General features: G+C 67.6%; 15 protein-coding genes. 10 read left to right on the top strand and 5 right to left on the bottom strand.

Features of this window, described 5'->3' with window-relative positions; translation table 11 throughout:
- Window positions 1-76: 76 nt before the first annotated feature.
- The gene (locus NFL01S_RS04185; RefSeq protein WP_062971686.1) at window positions 77-844 is read left to right on the top strand and encodes an SDR family NAD(P)-dependent oxidoreductase; all 768 of its coding nucleotides are present in this window, start codon (window positions 77-79) and stop codon (window positions 842-844) included.
- A 345-nt stretch (window positions 845-1,189) separates the two neighbouring features.
- Here NFL01S_RS04185 and NFL01S_RS04180 read toward each other — a convergent pair whose 3' ends face one another.
- From NFL01S_RS04180 to NFL01S_RS04170, 3 genes are all read right to left on the bottom strand, one after another.
- A complete protein-coding gene (locus NFL01S_RS04180) occupies window positions 1,190-1,702 on the bottom strand; it encodes a hypothetical protein (RefSeq protein WP_157116238.1) in 513 nt (170 codons plus the stop codon).
- A 307-nt stretch (window positions 1,703-2,009) separates the two neighbouring features.
- Window positions 2,010-3,968: a molecular chaperone HtpG gene (gene htpG, locus NFL01S_RS04175; RefSeq protein WP_062971682.1), complete on the bottom strand. Its 1,959-nt coding sequence runs from the start codon at window positions 3,966-3,968 to the stop codon at window positions 2,010-2,012.
- A 4-nt stretch (window positions 3,969-3,972) separates the two neighbouring features.
- The gene (locus tag NFL01S_RS04170; protein ID WP_084492447.1) at window positions 3,973-5,751 is read right to left on the bottom strand and encodes a TM0106 family RecB-like putative nuclease; all 1,779 of its coding nucleotides are present in this window, start codon (window positions 5,749-5,751) and stop codon (window positions 3,973-3,975) included.
- A gap of 347 nt (window positions 5,752-6,098) precedes the next feature.
- On the opposite strand from NFL01S_RS04170, the gene NFL01S_RS04165 reads away from it, so the two are divergent.
- The 6 genes from NFL01S_RS04165 to rraA all read left to right on the top strand — a co-directional run bounded on the left by NFL01S_RS04165 (window position 6,099) and on the right by rraA (window position 10,118).
- Window positions 6,099-6,737: a DUF6474 family protein gene (locus NFL01S_RS04165; RefSeq protein ID WP_062971680.1), complete on the top strand. Its 639-nt coding sequence runs from the start codon at window positions 6,099-6,101 to the stop codon at window positions 6,735-6,737.
- 107 nt (window positions 6,738-6,844) lie between these two features.
- Window positions 6,845-7,504: a hypothetical protein gene (locus tag NFL01S_RS04160; protein ID WP_157116237.1), complete on the top strand. Its 660-nt coding sequence runs from the start codon at window positions 6,845-6,847 to the stop codon at window positions 7,502-7,504.
- Complete coding sequence (locus NFL01S_RS04155) at window positions 7,465-8,121, top strand: YcnI family protein (RefSeq protein WP_062971676.1); 657 nt, start codon at window positions 7,465-7,467, stop codon at window positions 8,119-8,121. Before NFL01S_RS04160 ends, NFL01S_RS04155 begins: the two co-directional genes overlap by 40 nt.
- The gene (locus NFL01S_RS04150) at window positions 8,118-8,660 is read left to right on the top strand and encodes a copper resistance CopC family protein (RefSeq protein WP_062971674.1); all 543 of its coding nucleotides are present in this window, start codon (window positions 8,118-8,120) and stop codon (window positions 8,658-8,660) included. The genes NFL01S_RS04155 and NFL01S_RS04150 overlap by 4 nt, the downstream gene beginning before the upstream one ends.
- Window positions 8,657-9,583 (top strand): CopD family protein, encoded by a 927-nt coding sequence (locus NFL01S_RS04145; RefSeq protein ID WP_062971672.1) that lies wholly within the window; start codon window positions 8,657-8,659, stop codon window positions 9,581-9,583. The genes NFL01S_RS04150 and NFL01S_RS04145 overlap by 4 nt, the downstream gene beginning before the upstream one ends.
- A 46-nt stretch (window positions 9,584-9,629) precedes the next feature.
- Window positions 9,630-10,118: a ribonuclease E activity regulator RraA gene (rraA, locus tag NFL01S_RS04140; RefSeq protein WP_062971670.1), complete on the top strand. Its 489-nt coding sequence runs from the start codon at window positions 9,630-9,632 to the stop codon at window positions 10,116-10,118.
- A 13-nt stretch (window positions 10,119-10,131) separates the two neighbouring features.
- Here rraA and NFL01S_RS04135 read toward each other — a convergent pair whose 3' ends face one another.
- Window positions 10,132-10,353, bottom strand: a complete 222-nt coding sequence (locus NFL01S_RS04135; protein ID WP_062971668.1) for an RNA-binding S4 domain-containing protein — start codon at window positions 10,351-10,353, stop codon at window positions 10,132-10,134.
- Window positions 10,354-10,591: 238 nt separating this feature from the next.
- Between NFL01S_RS04135 and lysX the strand changes: the two genes are divergently transcribed.
- From lysX to NFL01S_RS04120, 3 genes are all read left to right on the top strand, one after another.
- Complete coding sequence (gene lysX, locus NFL01S_RS04130; protein ID WP_084492395.1) at window positions 10,592-13,906, top strand: bifunctional lysylphosphatidylglycerol synthetase/lysine--tRNA ligase LysX; 3,315 nt, start codon at window positions 10,592-10,594, stop codon at window positions 13,904-13,906.
- 117 nt (window positions 13,907-14,023) lie between these two features.
- Window positions 14,024-14,425, top strand: coding sequence for a hypothetical protein (locus tag NFL01S_RS04125; protein ID WP_062971666.1), 402 nt, complete (start codon window positions 14,024-14,026; stop codon window positions 14,423-14,425).
- 217 nt (window positions 14,426-14,642) lie between these two features.
- Window positions 14,643-15,257, top strand: a complete 615-nt coding sequence (locus NFL01S_RS04120; RefSeq protein ID WP_062971664.1) for a histidine phosphatase family protein — start codon at window positions 14,643-14,645, stop codon at window positions 15,255-15,257.
- On the opposite strand, the gene NFL01S_RS04115 is transcribed toward NFL01S_RS04120, so the two are convergent.
- On the bottom strand, window positions 15,258-16,157 hold the full coding sequence (locus NFL01S_RS04115) for a cutinase family protein (RefSeq protein WP_062971662.1): 900 nt from the start codon (window positions 16,155-16,157) through the stop codon (window positions 15,258-15,260).
- Window positions 16,158-16,395 lie beyond the last annotated feature (238 nt).

Below are 16,395 nucleotides of genomic sequence, written 5' to 3'. Positions count from 1 at the left end.
ACGACCCCGGCGCATCCACGGGCTAGGGTGCAATTGACGTTAGGCCAACTGGCTTGTCACGAACGAGAGGACCATCGTGGAGATTTCGGGTTCCGCCGCCATCGTCACCGGGGGCGCGTCCGGTCTGGGCGCCGCCACCGCCAAGCGTTTCGCCGATCTGGGCGCCACCGTCTTCGGGCTCGACGTACCGCAGTCGATCGAGCGCGCCGGCGACAATGTCCCCGACGGGGTCACCCTGCTCGCCGCCGATGTCACCAGCCACGACGAGGTCGCCGCCGCCGTCGCCAAGGTGGTCGAATCGGGTATCCCGCTGCGTATCGTGGTCAACTGCGCCGGTGTCGGCTGGGCCGGGCGTATCCTGTCCAAGAACGGCCCGCACGATCTCGAGCTGTTCCGCACGGTGATCACCGTCAACCTGCTGGGCAGCTTCAACGTCATGCGGCTGGCCGCCGATGCCATCGCCAAGACCGACGCGGTGGACGAAGCCGGACAGCGCGGTGTCGTGATCAACACCGCTTCCGTGGCGGCGTTCGAGGGCCAGATCGGCCAGATCGCCTACTCGGCGTCGAAGGGCGGCGTGCACGGTATGACCGTTCCGGCCGCGCGTGACCTCGCGCAGTTCGGTATCCGCGTCAACACCATCGCCCCCGGGATCATCGACACCCCGATGCTGGCCGGTGTCACCGAGGAATACCGCCAGGGCCTGGAGGCCGGCGTGCCGTTCCCGTCGCGGCTGGGCCGTCCGGACGAGTACGCGCAGCTCTCGCAGTACATCGTCGAGCACGACTACCTCAACGGCGAAACCATCCGGATGGACGGCGCGCTGCGTATGGCGCCGCGGTAACCTCCGGCTCGCAATATACGACCACAACGCCCGCCGCCCGGAAACGGACGGCGGGCGTTCGTCGTACAACGATGGGTGTGCAGCTATCAGCTGCCCCCGGCCGGGATCTTCGTCCGCCAGGCGTCACCGGCCGCGCGGATGGTCGGCCTGCTACACCCCGAGCCGGAACGGAACCGACTGCGGCACAGCCGCCTCCGGTAGTGGGTACCTCGCCGGACCCTTCGGTTTCTCGGCGGCCGCATCCGCGTCCCTGTATTCACGTTCGGGTAGGCCGGGGTCTTGCTCGAGTTGGCGCCATCCCGGCCGGAAGCCAGGCGGCGGGCGTCCGCTTCCCCAGGTTCGCTACTACAGGAGACCGGTTCGGTCGGCGAAGGGGCCGGCAGCCGCCACGCGTGCCCGCCAGGCATCGCAGATCCGGCGGATTGCCCACTTCTGATCGTTGCCGTCGATACGGCACCCGTCGCGCGTGTAGTCCCACCGGTCGTAACCGTCCTCGTCGAAACCGTCCTCGTCGTAACCCCACGTGTCAAAGCCGTCGCGGTCATAGCCGTCGCGGTCATACCCCCACCGGTCGAAACCTTCCTTGTCGTAACCGCGGTTATCGCGACCGAATCGGTCATAGCCGTCGCGGTCATAACCCCACCGGTCGTAGCCCTGGCGGTCATACCCCCACCGGTCGTAGCCGGAGGAGTCATAGTCATCGGAGACGGGGGCGAGGTGCGTCGTGATCGGACCGATCCCTGGTTCCGCAGACGCCGGCGCCACTGCCAGGACGGGGGCAGCCAACAGCGCGCCGAGCAGCGCGATCCGAAGCGAGGTGTAGCGCAATCCACGGCGCGCGGCAGTGGTGGTCGACATGATCGATCTCCTATCCGGAACACGATTCGCGTGTTCCGGATAATCCATCGCCCGTACCCCTTGACGAATTACAAACCGCAGGTCGAAGTCCGGGCGAAAACCTGTGCGCCCGAAAAAGGTTCGGATGATGTACGGGTCAGCCCATGCTGCGCCCCGGCCGAACGGAGCCGTTTCCGGTGCTCGACCTCGAGTATGCGATGGTCGCAGCAGCGAAACCGGTAAGCCGCGTACTCTCGGCCCCCTCATTCCATGAGTGCCCCTGGGGAATTCGGAAAGAGGCCGCGGGCACGCCGCGGCCTCCTTCCGGTCAGAGCGTACGCGTCAGCCGGTCGGCGAGGATCTGCGCAAATTTGGCCGGATCCTTCAATTCCCCGCCTTCGGCCAGCACAGCCGTGCCGTACAGGAGTTCGGCGGTCTCGATGAGCTCGGGGACCTTCCCCTCATCAGCGTCGTCCTTGCGGGTGTCGTAGGCATCGCGCAGCCCGGTCACCAGCGGATGGGTGGGGTTGAGTTCGAGGATCCGCTTGAACTGCGGCAGTTCCTGCCCCGAGGCCCGATACATGCGTTCCAGCATCGGGGTCATATCGAAAACATCACCGACCAGGCAGACCGGCGAGGAGGTGAGGCGGGAGCTGAGGCGGACCTCTTTGACGCTGTCCTCGAGGGTTTTACCCAGCCAGGTCAGCACCTCGGCGAAATCCTTGTCCTGCTGTTCGCGCAGGGCCTCGGATTCCTTCTTCTCCTCCTCGGTTTCCAGATCGACCTCGCCCTTGGCGATCGACTGCAACGGTTTGCCATCGAACTCGGTTACCGATCCGACCCACATCTCGTCGACGGGATCGGTGAGGATCAGCACCTCGCGGCCCTTGGCGCGGAACGCCTCGAGGTGCGGTGACTTCTCCACCTGTTCCCGGGATTCACCGGTCATGTAGTAGATCGAGTCCTGGCCCTCGGGCATCCGCTCCACGTATTGCGCCAGTGTGGTGGCCTCGGTATCGGAGTGGGTGGAGGCAAACGACGACACCTCGAGGATCGTCGCCTGGTTGTCGAAATCGGAGAGCAGGCCCTCCTTGAGGACCCGGCCGAATTCCTGCCAGAAGGTGCGGTACTTGGTCTGATCCTCGGCGCCCTGCAGCTCCTTGACGGTGCTCAGCACCTTCTTGACCAGGCGTTTGCGGATCATCTGGATCTGCCGGTCCTGCTGCAGGATTTCCCGGGACACGTTCAGCGACAGATCCTGCGCGTCCACCACACCCTTGACGAAACGCAGGTACTCCGGCATCAGCTCTTCGCAGTTGTCCATGATGAACACGCGCTTCACGTAGAGCTGCACGCCGCGTTTGTGCTCGCGGGTGAACAGGTCGAACGGCGCCTGCGACGGCAGGAACAGCAGCGCCTGATATTCGAAGGTGCCCTCGGCCTTGAGCGGGATGGTCTCCAGCGGCTCGTCCCAGGCGTGGCTGACGTGCTTGTAGAACTCGTGGTACTCCTCCTCGGAGACCTCACCCCTGGGACGGGTCCAGAGGGCCTTCATCGAGTTGAGCGTCTGCTCCTCGACAACGGTCTTCTCCTGCTTGTCTTCGCCTTCGCCCTCGGTGACGGTCCGCTCGACCTGCATCCGGATCGGCCAGGCGATGAAATCGGAGTACTTCTTGACGATCTCGCGGAGCTTGTATTCCTGGGTGTAGTCGAAGAGGTGATCCTCGGCGTCGGCCGGTTTCAGATGCAGCGTGACCGCGCTGCCCTGCGGCGCCTCGTCGAGGGTTTCGATGGTGTACGAACCGGAGCCGGCCTCGGACTGCCAGCGGGTCGCGGTGGTCTCACCCGCGCGGCGGGTGGTCAGCTCGACCTTGTCGGCCACCATGAACGTCGAGTAGAAGCCGATACCGAACTGGCCGATCAGCTCCTCGGCGGCGGCATCGGATTTGGCCTCGTTGAGTTTGCGGCGCAGTTCGGCGGTACCGGACTTCGCCAGCGTCCCGATCAGATCCACCACTTCGGCACGCGACATGCCGATGCCGTTGTCCCGGACCGTGAGGATCCGCCGCTCGGCGTCGACCTCCAGCTCGATATGCAGATCGTCGGTGTCGACGTGCAGATCCTTGTCTCGATAGGACTCCAGCCGCAGCTTGTCCAGCGCGTCGGAAGCGTTCGAGATCAGCTCCCGCAGGAACGTGTCTTTGTTGGAGTAGACCGAGTGGATCATCAGCTCGAGCAGCTGATGGGTCTCGGCCTGGAACTCGAGTTGTTCGACGTGCTCTGTCACGCTGTCACATGGTAATCAAGCCTGCGCCGGGCTCGGGCTCAGGTCTCCCCGGAGCAGCTGGTGCCTGCGCGAAATCCGCGAGCGTGGGCACCTCCCGGTCGGCGCAATGCTCGGTGGGGATCCGGGGATTCATCCATTCGCGCAGGACAGCGGTCGCGCGGACATCGTCTTCGTTGTACTCGAACAGGCGGGTGCGCTGGGTGAGATCCGGTGCCGAGTCGTAGCCGACCGCTCGCCGATACCAGCTCATCGACGCTTCGCCTCCGGCCTCCGGATCGCGCCAGGCGAATCCGGCGACGGGCGCGATCTTCTTCAGCCCCTTACCACTCGGGCAGATGAACTGATCGGTGACGGCCTGGAACATATCCACCCACTGCGCCGAATCGACGAACTGCGTCACCTGCGCCGCGGTGGGCACCCCTGGCCGGCCGGCGAAGCGACGCGCGGACTCGTAGAGCCATTTGTCCTCGGCCGAACGTGAATAGCAGTAGGCAGCAAACGTTTTGCCGGCGGCCATGGCCTGTTCGCGGATTCCCATCAACCAGGTCCAGAATTCGGCGAAGGACCGGCCCTCGTCCTCGGTCGGCAGCGGATCCCAGGTGACGAACGGCCGGTATTTCCCGTCGAGCAGCGTGCCCCAGAGATAGGCGCCGTCCTCCTGATAACTCTCCAGATCCACATCCACCTCGACATCGGCGCGGCGCACCCACACGTGGTCGGATCGGCGTACCAGCGGCGCATCCACCAGCCAGGCCCGCGCGGTGACCACGGCCTCTTCGAACGGCCCGTGCTGCCAGTCCTCCGGTTCGGGTGCGGTCCAGGCGGCCAGTTCGTCGATGGTCCGCACACCGTGCGCACGCAGCACCTCGGCCCGCGACCCCGGCGCCACCACACTCACATCGCGGTGCTCGTTGAGCCACGCCTGACAGCCGCCGGCGGCCCCGCGCGTCCACCACGGGCACTGCCGGCATTCGGGAACCTTGGAGGGGACGGTGGCGACCTCGCCGCGCAGCACCGCGATCCGATCCGCATAGCGGTTGTCGTAATCGGTGAGTACGGCGGACAGATCGTGCACCAGGATCCGGTCGAAGTGGAAGCCGATAACGCCGCCGACCGGGGTGGCGGTGGCCAGGCCGCGTCGTTGCAGCATCCGGTACACGTGGGCCAGGCGCTGCTGATCGCGGGGTTGCTGGCGGAGTTTGCGGGCCCGGTCGGGTTCGGGACGCCAATGCAGCAGGTCGGAGGTGAGCGGATGGAATTCGGCAGGTTCGGGGCGGCGTGGGTCGGTGACCTTGTGGTTGACCACGATCACCGGGATATAGCCGCCGCCCACATCCCGCAGCAGGATCTCGGCGCCGCCCCGGCGGCCGGTATCGGGTTCCTGTGGAAGCAGCCCACCCCAGATCCGGGCCGCTCCCGCCGCACACGCCTGCAAAGTGGCGTCGGCGCGAGCACGGGCGGATTGTGCCGGATCGATGATCACCCAACTATCGGGATCCTCGGCGACCAGGGTGTCGCGAACCCGGTCGCGATGGGCCTGCGCGGCCGCACGCCGCTGCTGCACCCCGGGGTCCTCCCGGACTTCGGCCAGTTGTTCCGGATAAGTGGCGTCGAGCCCGAGCCGATGCCGGCAACCGATCAGGCCGCGGGCATCGAGAAATACGGTGCGGCCGCGGCCCGCAGCGTCTCCCCCCGCGGCAGTGCCCGATCCGGCAACCGAACCTGCATCGTCACTGCCGCCGAATCCGGCAGGCGCACCGCCATCGTCGGCACCTGCTGCCATGCCGTTCCCGGCACCCACGCGGGCATCGGCGGCGCCTATGGCGGCGTCGCTTTCGGCACCCACGCCGGCGCCGGTTTCGGCACCCGCGCCGGCGGGGTCTTCGCGGTCGATACTGCCCGGTTGCACGCAAGCAGTATGGTCTCTACCCCCGACAGTCCGACGAATCGAGTCCCGTTCGACCCGCTCACCCACGTACGCGACGACACCATTCCGCGGTGACCCGGGTGGCGTGTCTCGCCGGTTGGGCAGGGAACCCGATAGGGTGTCGGCGAACCGTGTGACACGGGTGGACGATGCGGTTTCCGTGTCGTATCGCCGCAGCGAACCAGCATGACGGAGGGCCTTCGATGGGGTTGTTCACCAAGCGCAAGCGGCGGCCGAATCGGCGGGCCGAGGCAAAGGCCCTCAAGCACAAGGCCGCGATGGAGGCCAAACTCGGCGCCAAGAACGAGCGCAAACGGCACCGCACCGAGGCCCGCGCCCAGCGCAAGGTCGCCAAAGCGCAGATCGCGACGCTGCAGGCCGAGGAGAAGGCCGCACAGAAAGCCGCCGCGCGCGCCGAACGTGACCCGTTCAGCCCCGGACAGGTCAAGAAGTACATCGGGGTGGCGCGGGTGCTGGTTCCGGTGCTCGCTCCGCTGGCCTACCGTGGCGCCACCTATGTGCGCGGGCAACTGGACGCCCGGAAGGCGAAACAGCTCGGGGTGGGCGTGAATCAGCTCGGCGACTACGCCGGCCACGGGGGCCGGCTCCAGGCCCGGATAACCAACACCCGAGCCGCCCTCGACAAGATCGCGAACGGCGACGCGGGCAAGGACACCCAGCAGTTCCTGACCAGTGCACGCAACCGGCTCGACGCGCTGGATTCGGCTGTCCGCACCGCCGATCAGATGCCCGCGGCGCGACGGCGTTCCGTGCATGCATCGATCGCCACCGAACTGTCCAAGATCGAGGCGGACGTCCTGGCCCGCCTGGGCGTCGCCTGAGCCCGGACGCCGGCGCGTCTCCGCGGGGGCGGCGTCGAGGCCGGACCGGCCGCCGACGATGATGGACGCCGATCAGCCGTCCCGCCGCGACCTCACGAAAGTGCTCGATGTCCTTCAACCCGTGCCCCGGCCCCGCACAATTGCGGGGCTGCGTGGTAGGCGTGGCGACCGGGGCGTTGGCCGTGGCCGCCCACGGCGCGGCGGGTGGCGGGTATCCCACATCGGCCGGTACCGCCCTGCTGTTGCTGACCACACTGGTCACCGGGTGGGTCTCCGGATCCGTCGTCACCGGAGCACGCGGCCGGCTCGCGAATCGGGCCGTCGCCCCGGGCCTGGGAATTTTCGTACCGCTGGTATCGGGCCAGTTCATCGGTCACTGGGCGCTGGCCGGGCTCACCGGTCACCACACCGGTACAGGTAGCGCGGTCGGTGAATCGTCGACCGGTGGCCCGCTCTCTGCGGCGATGTTCGCCACCCATCTGCTCGCGGTGCTGCTGTGCACCCTGATGATCACCGCGGCCGAACGGCTGTATCGGGCGGCTTCGGCGGCGTTGCGCGTGTTGCTCGCGCCCGTGCACCGTTTTCCACCGGCACCTCGGGTCTGCATCGCGGCGATCGTCGCGACTCCACGGAATCACGCTCCGAACGGTGCGTCCGGTCCACGCGCGCCACCGCGCCGTGTGCTCGGCGACGTTCCCACATCCTTCGGAGAGAAAGTTTTCCGCCCATGTCCCACGGGTTTTCCCCACCTCTTCGCCGCGGTCTGACCGCCGCCCTCACCGCCGGTTTCCTACTGGCCGGTGCCGGTACGGCCGCCGCGCATGTCAGCGTATCGGCGCCGAACGCGACCCCTGGCCGGTCCACCGTCGCAACGTTCAGCGTACCCACCGAATCCGATACCGCCGCCACCACCGCGCTGCGGGTCGCCGTGCCGGAGATCGCGACGGCACGCACCGAACCGGTCCCCGGCTGGACCGCGAAAATCGAACGCGACGACGAAGACCGCGTAGTGGCCGTGACCTGGACCGCAAACCCCGGCGGGCCCGGTATCCGGCCAGGCGAGTTCCAGCGTTTCGTGGTGTCGCTGGGCCCGTTACCCGACGCCGATTCGATCAGCTTCCCGGCCGAACAGACCTACAGCGACGGTACCGTGGTGCGCTGGAACGACACCGGCGACCACGATTCGGCGGAGCATCCGGCCCCCCTCCTGGCGCTCGGCGCGTCCGCCGGCGACCAGTCCGGTCACGAACACGGCGACCAGTCCGCGGCCGAGCCGGCCGAGAGCACCGATATCACCGCCCGCTGGCTCGGCGGCCTGGGTCTTGCGCTCGCGGCGCTGGCCCTGGGCGCCGGTATCGGGGCTGTGGTCAGGGGGCGGCGATGACCCGCCGGACATCCCTGATTGCCCTGGTCACTGCGCTGCTGTGGCTGTTGCTCGGGCCGATCGCCGGTACGGCAGGAGCGCACTCCACCGTCGTGGGCAGCGATCCGGCCGACGGCGCCTCTATCGATACCGGCCCCACACGGGTGACGATCAGCTTCAACGAACCCCTGCAACCGAACTTCCCGGCCATGACCGTGGTCGGACCGGACGGCAATCTGTGGTCGAAGAGCGAACCGGTCGTCGAGGGCCGCGACCTCAGCGTGGCGGTCGGCGAGCTCGGTCCGGCCGGGGTGTACCGGGTCGCCTTCCGGGTCACCTCGGCGGACGGCCATGTCGTCGACGGCGAACGGACTTTCACGCTGACCACCGCAGGCCAGGGCACACCAGGTCCGGCGGTGGACGCCCAGAGTTCCGGGGAGGGATCCGACGGCGGAGTCCCGGTGTGGGTCTATATCGCCGGGGCGGTGGTTCTGTTCGGCGCCGGTCTCGCCTTCGCGCTGTTCGGTTCGAACCTGGGCAAGGGTAAGAACGAGCGGTGAGAAGTGGTCTCCCGGGCGGGCTCGACCGCCGGGTCGCGCTCGGACTCGCTGTTCCGGCGGGCTTGCTCGGGGTACTGGTGGCCTGGACGTTCGGCGATATCCCGGCGGCCGCGACGATGCGGTTGTGCGCGGATCTCGCTGGGGCCGCCGTGCTCGGCCTGGCTGCCCTGCCGCGGCTGAACGGCCGGCTCGACGTCCCGTGGCGCATGCTGGCAGTGCTGGCCGGGGCCTGGTGCTGCCTCGAATTCGCGGTGCTGGTTTTCGCCGCGGGCGACGTCGTCGGCTCGGGTGTGACCGCGTTGAGCCCGGCGGATTTCGCCACCTATCTGGTGCGGATCAGCGGTGGTCAGATCGGTTTGGCCATCCTGGCCGGTACGGCGGTTGTCGCGGTTTACAGCACGCTCGCCTTCCGCCGATCGGGCGGGCACAGCCCCGACCTGGTGCTGGTGTTCGCCGCGGTCACCGTGACACTGCGTCCCATCACCGGGCATATGTCGCAGCAGATGTTCGGTTCCGTACTGGCCGGGGTGCACGCGCTGGCCGCGGCGATGTGGCTGGGCCTGCTGCTGGCGCTGGCGCTGGTGGTGCGCGGGCGCCGCGATTGGGCCGATACCCTGCCCCGATACTCCGCGGTCGCTGTACCGATGGTGGCGGCTGTGGCCGTCACCGGATTGATCAACGGTTCGGTTCGGATGGGCGGGCTCACCCCGTTCTTCACGACCGGTTACGGCCGGATCATGGTGGCCAAATCCGTCCTGTTGATCCTGCTGCTGGCGCTCGGCTGGTGGTGGCGGCGCAGTTGGGTTGCGGCGGCGGCAGCGCATCGGATGAGCGCCGAGGCGTCGCTGCGGCGCGCGGTACTGGAGGTCGCGGTGATGGCGGCGGTGTTCGGGCTCGCCGCGTCACTGGCCGTTGCCGGATAGCGGGGTCGATGCGGGCTGCCACCATCCGAACGGCACAATCAGAAATGTGACTGAATCAGAGCAGCAGGTGGCCACCGCGGATCTCGCCGACGAAATCGGCCCCGATATCCGCAGTTGCGATACCCAGTTCATCCAGTTCGGCGGCCGGCCGGTGTTCGCCGGGCGAATCACCACGATTCGCTGCTTCCAGGACAACCTCCTGGTCAAACAGACGCTGAGCGAGCCCGGTAACGGCCGGGTTCTGGTGGTCGACGGTGGTGCGAGCGTGCACACCGCACTGGTGGGCGATATCATCGCCGGTCGCGGAGTCGACAACGGCTGGGCCGGAGTCGTGGTCAACGGCGCCGTCCGGGACTCGGCGATTCTGCGCACACTCGATATCGGCCTGAAGGCCCTGGGCACGAACCCGCGCAAGAGCACACAGACCGGGTCGGGCGAAAAGGACGTCCCGGTGGAATTCGGTGGGGTGAGCTTCCACCCCGGTGAAATGCTCTACAGCGACCACGACGGGGTCGTGATCCGCGCCGAGGACTGACGCGGAGGCCGGATCATCCGGCGCTCACCCTGGCCTGATGACCGGCGATCGCCACCACATCGCCCGCCTGGAGCTGGCGTCCGCGGCGCAGTTCGACCTCGTCGTTGACTCGCACCAGCCCGGCGGCGATCACTGTCTTGGCTTCCGACCCCGATTCGATCAGGTTGGCCAGTTTCAGGAACTGCCCGAGCCGTATGGTGTCATCGTCGATGGGCACATCGATTGGATCCGGCATGGTCTCATGCTTACTCCCCCGGTCAGCGCGACTTCCGACCGCCCCGGCCGTATCCGGCAGACAACCCGGAACAATCGGGTATTCCAGGCATTCGCCCGCCACGCCCGGAACCCGATTACCCATTTCGGCCAACCACGCCCCGGCACAGGGCAATACGTGCGGATCTCGGGCGATCTACCACTAACACGCCGGTACACAGCCTGGATTCGGTACGGGCGGGCGGCAGACTGGAACAGTGATGTCCACGCAGGAACCGCCAGACCCCGAAGTACCCGGCCGAAACGGAACACCCGGACGATTCGCCGCGATACCGCGCGTCCTGGCTCTCGTATCGGGTGCTTTCGCGCTGGCCTGCCTGGTGTGGAGTGTGGTGCCGGGGTTGTCCGGCGCACTGCGTATCCCGCGAAACCATCTGGACCAGTACTACCTGTACGCACCCGCGACGAATCTGCTGTGGGCGGCGGCGGCCGGCCTGCTCGCCATCGGGCTCTCCCGGCGCAAACGGGTCGCCTGGTGGGCGGCACTGCTCTACCAGGTGAGCTGGCTACCGGTGAACCTGCTCGATATCGTGCGCGAGCAGAATCCGAACGCCGGGCTGGGCCTGATCGCGCATATCGGCGTATTCACGCTGCTGATAGCCGCGCGCGCACAGTTCGCCGCCCGGATCCGCCCGTGTTCACCGCGCCCCGCGGCGACAGCCTTCGCAGCCGGTCTGGTGGCGGCCGGGGTGGCCGGGGTATGTGTGGTGCAGCTGTTTCCCGGATCTCTGGCCACGGGGGCGCCACGTGTCCTGTTCGTGGTCTCACAGCTCGGTGCCGGGCTGGTTCGTCCCGGGCAACTCGACGGTGCCGCACCGTTCCCCACGGCGTTTCTGGTCGGCCTGTTCGGCGCACTGGCTTGCGCGGCCACCGTCACGGTGCTGGTGCGCACTCAGCGTGCGGAACACGCACTCACCGAAGCGGATGAGACAGCGCTGCGTGAACTGCTGAACAGCCCGGACCCGACCGGCTCGATCGATTATCTGGCGACGCGCCGCGACCGTGAGATCGTTTTCAGCCCGAACGGCCGCGCAGCCATCGGCTTCCGGGTGGAATTCGGTGTCTGCCTGGCCCTGGGCGATCCCCTCGGCGCCCGGGACTGCTGGCCCCAGGCGGTGGAGGCCTGGCAGCGTTACGCGCGGCAGTTCGGCTGGCCGGTGGCGGTGATCGGCGCCGGGGACGCCGGGATGCCGGTGTATCGCCGGGCCGGGCTCGACGCCGTGGCCGCGGGTGCGGAGGCGCTGCTGGATACCCGGACCTTCGCGCTGACCACCCCGGAACTGCGGCCCGTCCGCGACACCCTCACCCGGCTGCGCAAAGAGGGTATGACGGTGCGGATCCGGCGTCACCGCGATCTCGGCACCGCGGAGTTCGCGCGCCTGGCGGTGACCGCCGAGCAGTGGCGGCGCACCGAGACCGAACGTGCCTACCCGCTGCCGCTGGGCCGATTCGGCGACCGGCGCGACGGTGAGTGCCTGCTCGTCGAAGCGGTCGACACCGAAGATCGAGTGCTCGGCATGCTCTCCCTGGTGCCGTGGGGGCGGACGGGCGCAACGCTGGAACTGCTGCGCCGCGAACCGGGCGCCGCCGAGGACATCACCGATCTGCTGATCGCGGAATTCGCGCTCCGGGCCGAACAGCACGGCATCGAACAGGTTTCGTTGAACTTCACCGTGTCCCGGTCGGTCTTCGAAGCGGTGGGCCGGCGTGGCCGGCCGGGGCCCGCCCACGGTATCCGGGCGGCAGCGATCGCACTGCGCGACGGCATTCGCGTCCTGCCGCTGTCGTTTTCGCACTGGTGGCAGCTGGATCGGCTGTACCGGTCGGCAATGCGCTATCAACCGCTCTGGTCGACCCGGTACATCATGTCCGCCGATCCGCGAGACCTCCCACGTATCGCCGTCGCCGCCGCCTTTGCCGAGGGGCTGCTACCGCGACCGGCCGGTACTGCCGGAGTTTTCACCCACACCGGACGTCATCGCGCCGTCCCCGAGCGCACCGCGGTGACACCTCCCGCAACCACCCCGACGGCGGAGGCCGAACCGGCGCCCGCCCACGATCTCCGGCCCGAGCAGGTCCGGGTGCGCACAGACAAACTGGACCGGCTGGTGGGCATGCATATCGACCCGTATCCCCCGCCCTTTCCACCGACCCACACTGTGGCCGCGGCCCGGCGGGTCCCTCGCGGCACCACTGTGCGAATTTCCGGCCGGCTGCTCCGGCTACGGGACTGCGGCGGTGTGCAGTTCGCGGTGATCCGCGACTGGACCAGCGATATCCAGCTCCTGCTCGACCGGGAACGACTCGGCGCGGCGCGCTGTGCCGAATTCGGTGAACTCTTCGATCTGGGTGATCTGATCTCGGTGAGCGGGCAGCTCGGGTACAGCCGGCGCGGCGAACTGTCGCTGCTGGTGGCGGATTGGCGGATGCTGGCCAAATGCCTGCATCCCCTGCCCGATAAATGGCACGGCCTCACCGATTCCGAGGCGCGGATGCGGCGCGGCTACCTGGACCTGATGATCGATCGTGAGACCCGTGAACTGCTGGCCCGCCGCAGCGCAGTACTGCGCGCACTGCGTGATGCCCTGCACGACGGGGGCTTCCTGGAGGTCGGTTCACCGGTGTTGCAACCCGGCCCCGGTACGGGGACTGCACGCAGTATGCGCACCCATATCGACGCCGACAACACCGATCTGCACCTGCGCCTCGGCCCGGAATCGGCGTTGAAACGTTTGTGTGTCGGCGGCGTGGAGAAAATCTTCGAGCTCGGTCCCAGTTTCCGCAATGCGCGCGCGAGCGCCCGGCTCTTACCCGAATTCACGCTCCTGGAAGCCTACGAGGCCCACAGCGACCATCAGCGGATGATGACGCTGTGCCGGCAGTTGGTGCAGCAGGCCGCGCTGGCCGCGAACGATTCGATGGTCGCCATGCGGCCGCGGCTCGACGGTTCCCTAGAAGCCCTCGACCTTTCCGGTGAGTGGCGGGTCCGGTCGCTCTACGAGGCGTTGGGGCAGGAAACCGGTGTCGAGATCACGCCCGATACCGGTCTGGCGGAGCTGCGCGACCTGTGCGAAAAGGCCGATATCAGCTGCCGGCCGGGCTGGGACCACGGCCGGATGGTGTATGCGCTATACCAGCGGCTGGTGGCCGAAACCACCCAGGAACCCACCTTCTACACCGATCTGCCCGGTACCGTCGCCCCTCTTGCACGTCCGCATCGCCGCCGGGCCGGTGTGGCCGAGCGGTGGGATCTCGTGGCCGGCGGAATCGAATTGGGTACCGGCCGCAGCGAACTGACCGATCCGGTAGAACTGCGCGGCCGTCTGACTGCGCAGGCACGTTCCGCCGACGGCGGACCGGCGATCACGGGACTGGACGAGGAATTACTGTGCGCCCTGGAACACGGTATGCCGCCGACCGGTGGCCTCAGCCTGGGCGTCGAACGCGTGCTCATGCTGCTCACCGGGCGAACGATCCGGGAAACACAGACCTTCCCGTTGGTCCGGCAACGGTGACCGTTCGCCGGCCCGGCCCGGGAACAAGTGGTTTCCCGGCCGTGCAACGGGGAAGTACCGTGTAGCCACCCGGCCCCAGGAGGAGGGGCCGGCCAACATTCTCGAACGGGGACGACTTTGAGTTATCTGGATCTGCTCTCCCATGCGAGTCAGGTGGACTATGCCGCCTGGACGCAGACCGATGTGCTGGCCTCCGCGGTCGATCTGGAGGCACGGCGGCGGGGCAAGAGCAAAGGCGGCGGGGGCGGTTTGATCTTCGGACTGATCTGTCTGCTGGTCATCGTGGCCATCGTCGTCGCGGTCGTCGTGATGATGCGGAAGAAGAATTCCGGCGGTGCGCAGGGCGGCCAGTTCCCGGGGCAGCCTCCGCAGGGCGGCTATCCCCAGCAGGGCGGCTACCCGCAGCAGGGCGGCTACCCGCAGCAAGGCGGCTACCCGCAGCAAGGCGGCTATCCATCCGACCCCAACAACCCGAACCCGCCCCAGAACGGCCCACAGCAGTATCCACCGGGTCACTGACGCGCGATACTCCCTGCCACGGCCCGGTTCGCCACACGGCGAACCGGGCCGTTTCCGTTCTTCGCCTGCGAACCGGGCGCGCTCCGACGACAGCGTGTCCCGGAGCGGTGATGCCGTGTGCTGCGGCTCGCACGACGGTCCGGCCGGTAGCCGTCCGGCAGCTCCGACCACCCGGTTCGGTTGGTCAGCCGCAGCAGCGATACGGCAGAGTGGACCCGTGCAGTTCATACTTGTTCGCCATGCCCAGCCGCTCCGGGTCGAGAACGCGGGGGAAGCCGCCGACCCGGGTTTGGCCCCGATAGGTGTGGAGCAGGCCGAACGGGTGCCGGCCGCGCTGGACCATCACCGGATCGTCCGGGTGATCAGCAGTCCGCAGCGGCGAGCCCAGGAGACCGCGGCACCGACGGCCGCGAAGCTCGGTCTCGAGGTGGAGATCGTGGACGGTCTGGCGGAATACGACCGCGAACTACCGTCCTATATCCCGATCGAGGATGCGAAAACGGAATTCCGCGACACCTACGAGCGGATCAAGGAAGGTCATCTGCCGCTGCAGATCGATGCCGAGGCCTTCCGGCACCGGGTACGCGATGCGATCACCGATATCGCTTCCACCACGGCCGCGGCCGATACCGTGGTGATCTTCGCCCACGGCGGGGTCATCAACGTGACCCTCCAGGACATCCTGGGTCTGGCCCGGCCGCTGACCTTCCCCATCGACTACTGTTCGATCACCCGGGTACTGTTCTCGCGCACCGGTCGCCGTAGCGCGGCGACGGTGAACGAGAACGGCCACGTCTGGGAGTTGCTCCCCCGCAATATCTCCAATGGCTGATCAGGCCATACCCGCGATCCAGTTGTGCATCCAAGTCAGCGCGGTCTGACCGCCACCGACGCGGTAACTGCCGTAGGCATGATGTGATTGGGAACGGTAGAACGTTTCGAGTTCTTTGAACCGCTGCTCGTTGGCGCCTTCGGAAAGCTGTGCCTGCAGTGTGGGCACGCCGCCGTATTTCATCAGATCGTTGACGATCGCCGCGGCTTCGAGCTGGTAACGCCAGAGATTGGCCGGGTTGGCGTCGGAACTCTGCGCCAGGAAGCCGGCGAAGCGGGTGACGAAATCGTCCTGTGCGGTCGCGCAATAGAGATCGTCGGGAATGCACACGGTGCGGGTGCGATCGCTGAGCCATCCGAAGCCGCCGACCCGCGGCCCGGCGGCACCGGCGCCGGGCGCATGCGGGCCGACCTGGATATCGGCGGCAGCCCGGCGCGGATCGGAGATCAGCCCGACGCCGGAAATCCGTTCCGGCCGGATCGGTCCGAGTCCGGTGCCGATCTCGGCAGCGAGATCGCCTGCGGCGTGCGCACCTTGGCTGTAGCCGACCAGGGCGACATCGGTGTTTCCGCACCGTGCGGTCATATCGGCGATCAAACCGCGCGCATTGTCGACGGCTTCGTTCTTCGACCGGCCGTAGACATCCCCCTCCCAGGGGAACGCGGTGGCCGCGTAGCTGACGTAGTCGACCTTCGCGGAGCTCGGTAGCCCATCGGTCACATCGGCGAGCATGCCCGGTCCGGGGGATTTTTCGTTTCCGGTTTCCCAGGTCCCCGGAATCGCCACTACGTAGAGGCTGGGACACCCGGGCGCGGCCGTTGCCGTCGCTCCTGCGGCCACCAGACCCGACGCGACAGCCGCACACGCGCCCAGCGCTGCGGCAACCCTCTTGAACTGCATACTGCTCCAGTCACCCTGGCCCCGATCATGGGGCGCTCCCGATTCCGCCGTCGCGAGGTGCCGAACCGGCCGACGGGCCGCCGATGCGTAACAGGTGAACAACAAGTAGGTGTCACGAGTACACGATCAGGTCACGATCAGGCGCCGGACCACACCGGAGATAACAATAGAGCTACACCGGAGCCACCGCCAGCCGAACCGCACTCAGATCACAAACGCAGCCCAACCCGGCGTGTCC

Origin of the sequence: Nocardia flavorosea NBRC 108225 (assembly GCF_001613385.1) — a bacterium.
Taxonomy (GTDB): Bacteria; Actinomycetota; Actinomycetes; order Mycobacteriales; family Mycobacteriaceae; genus Nocardia; species Nocardia flavorosea.
This window is presented reverse-complemented; position numbering and strand designations above follow the sequence as displayed.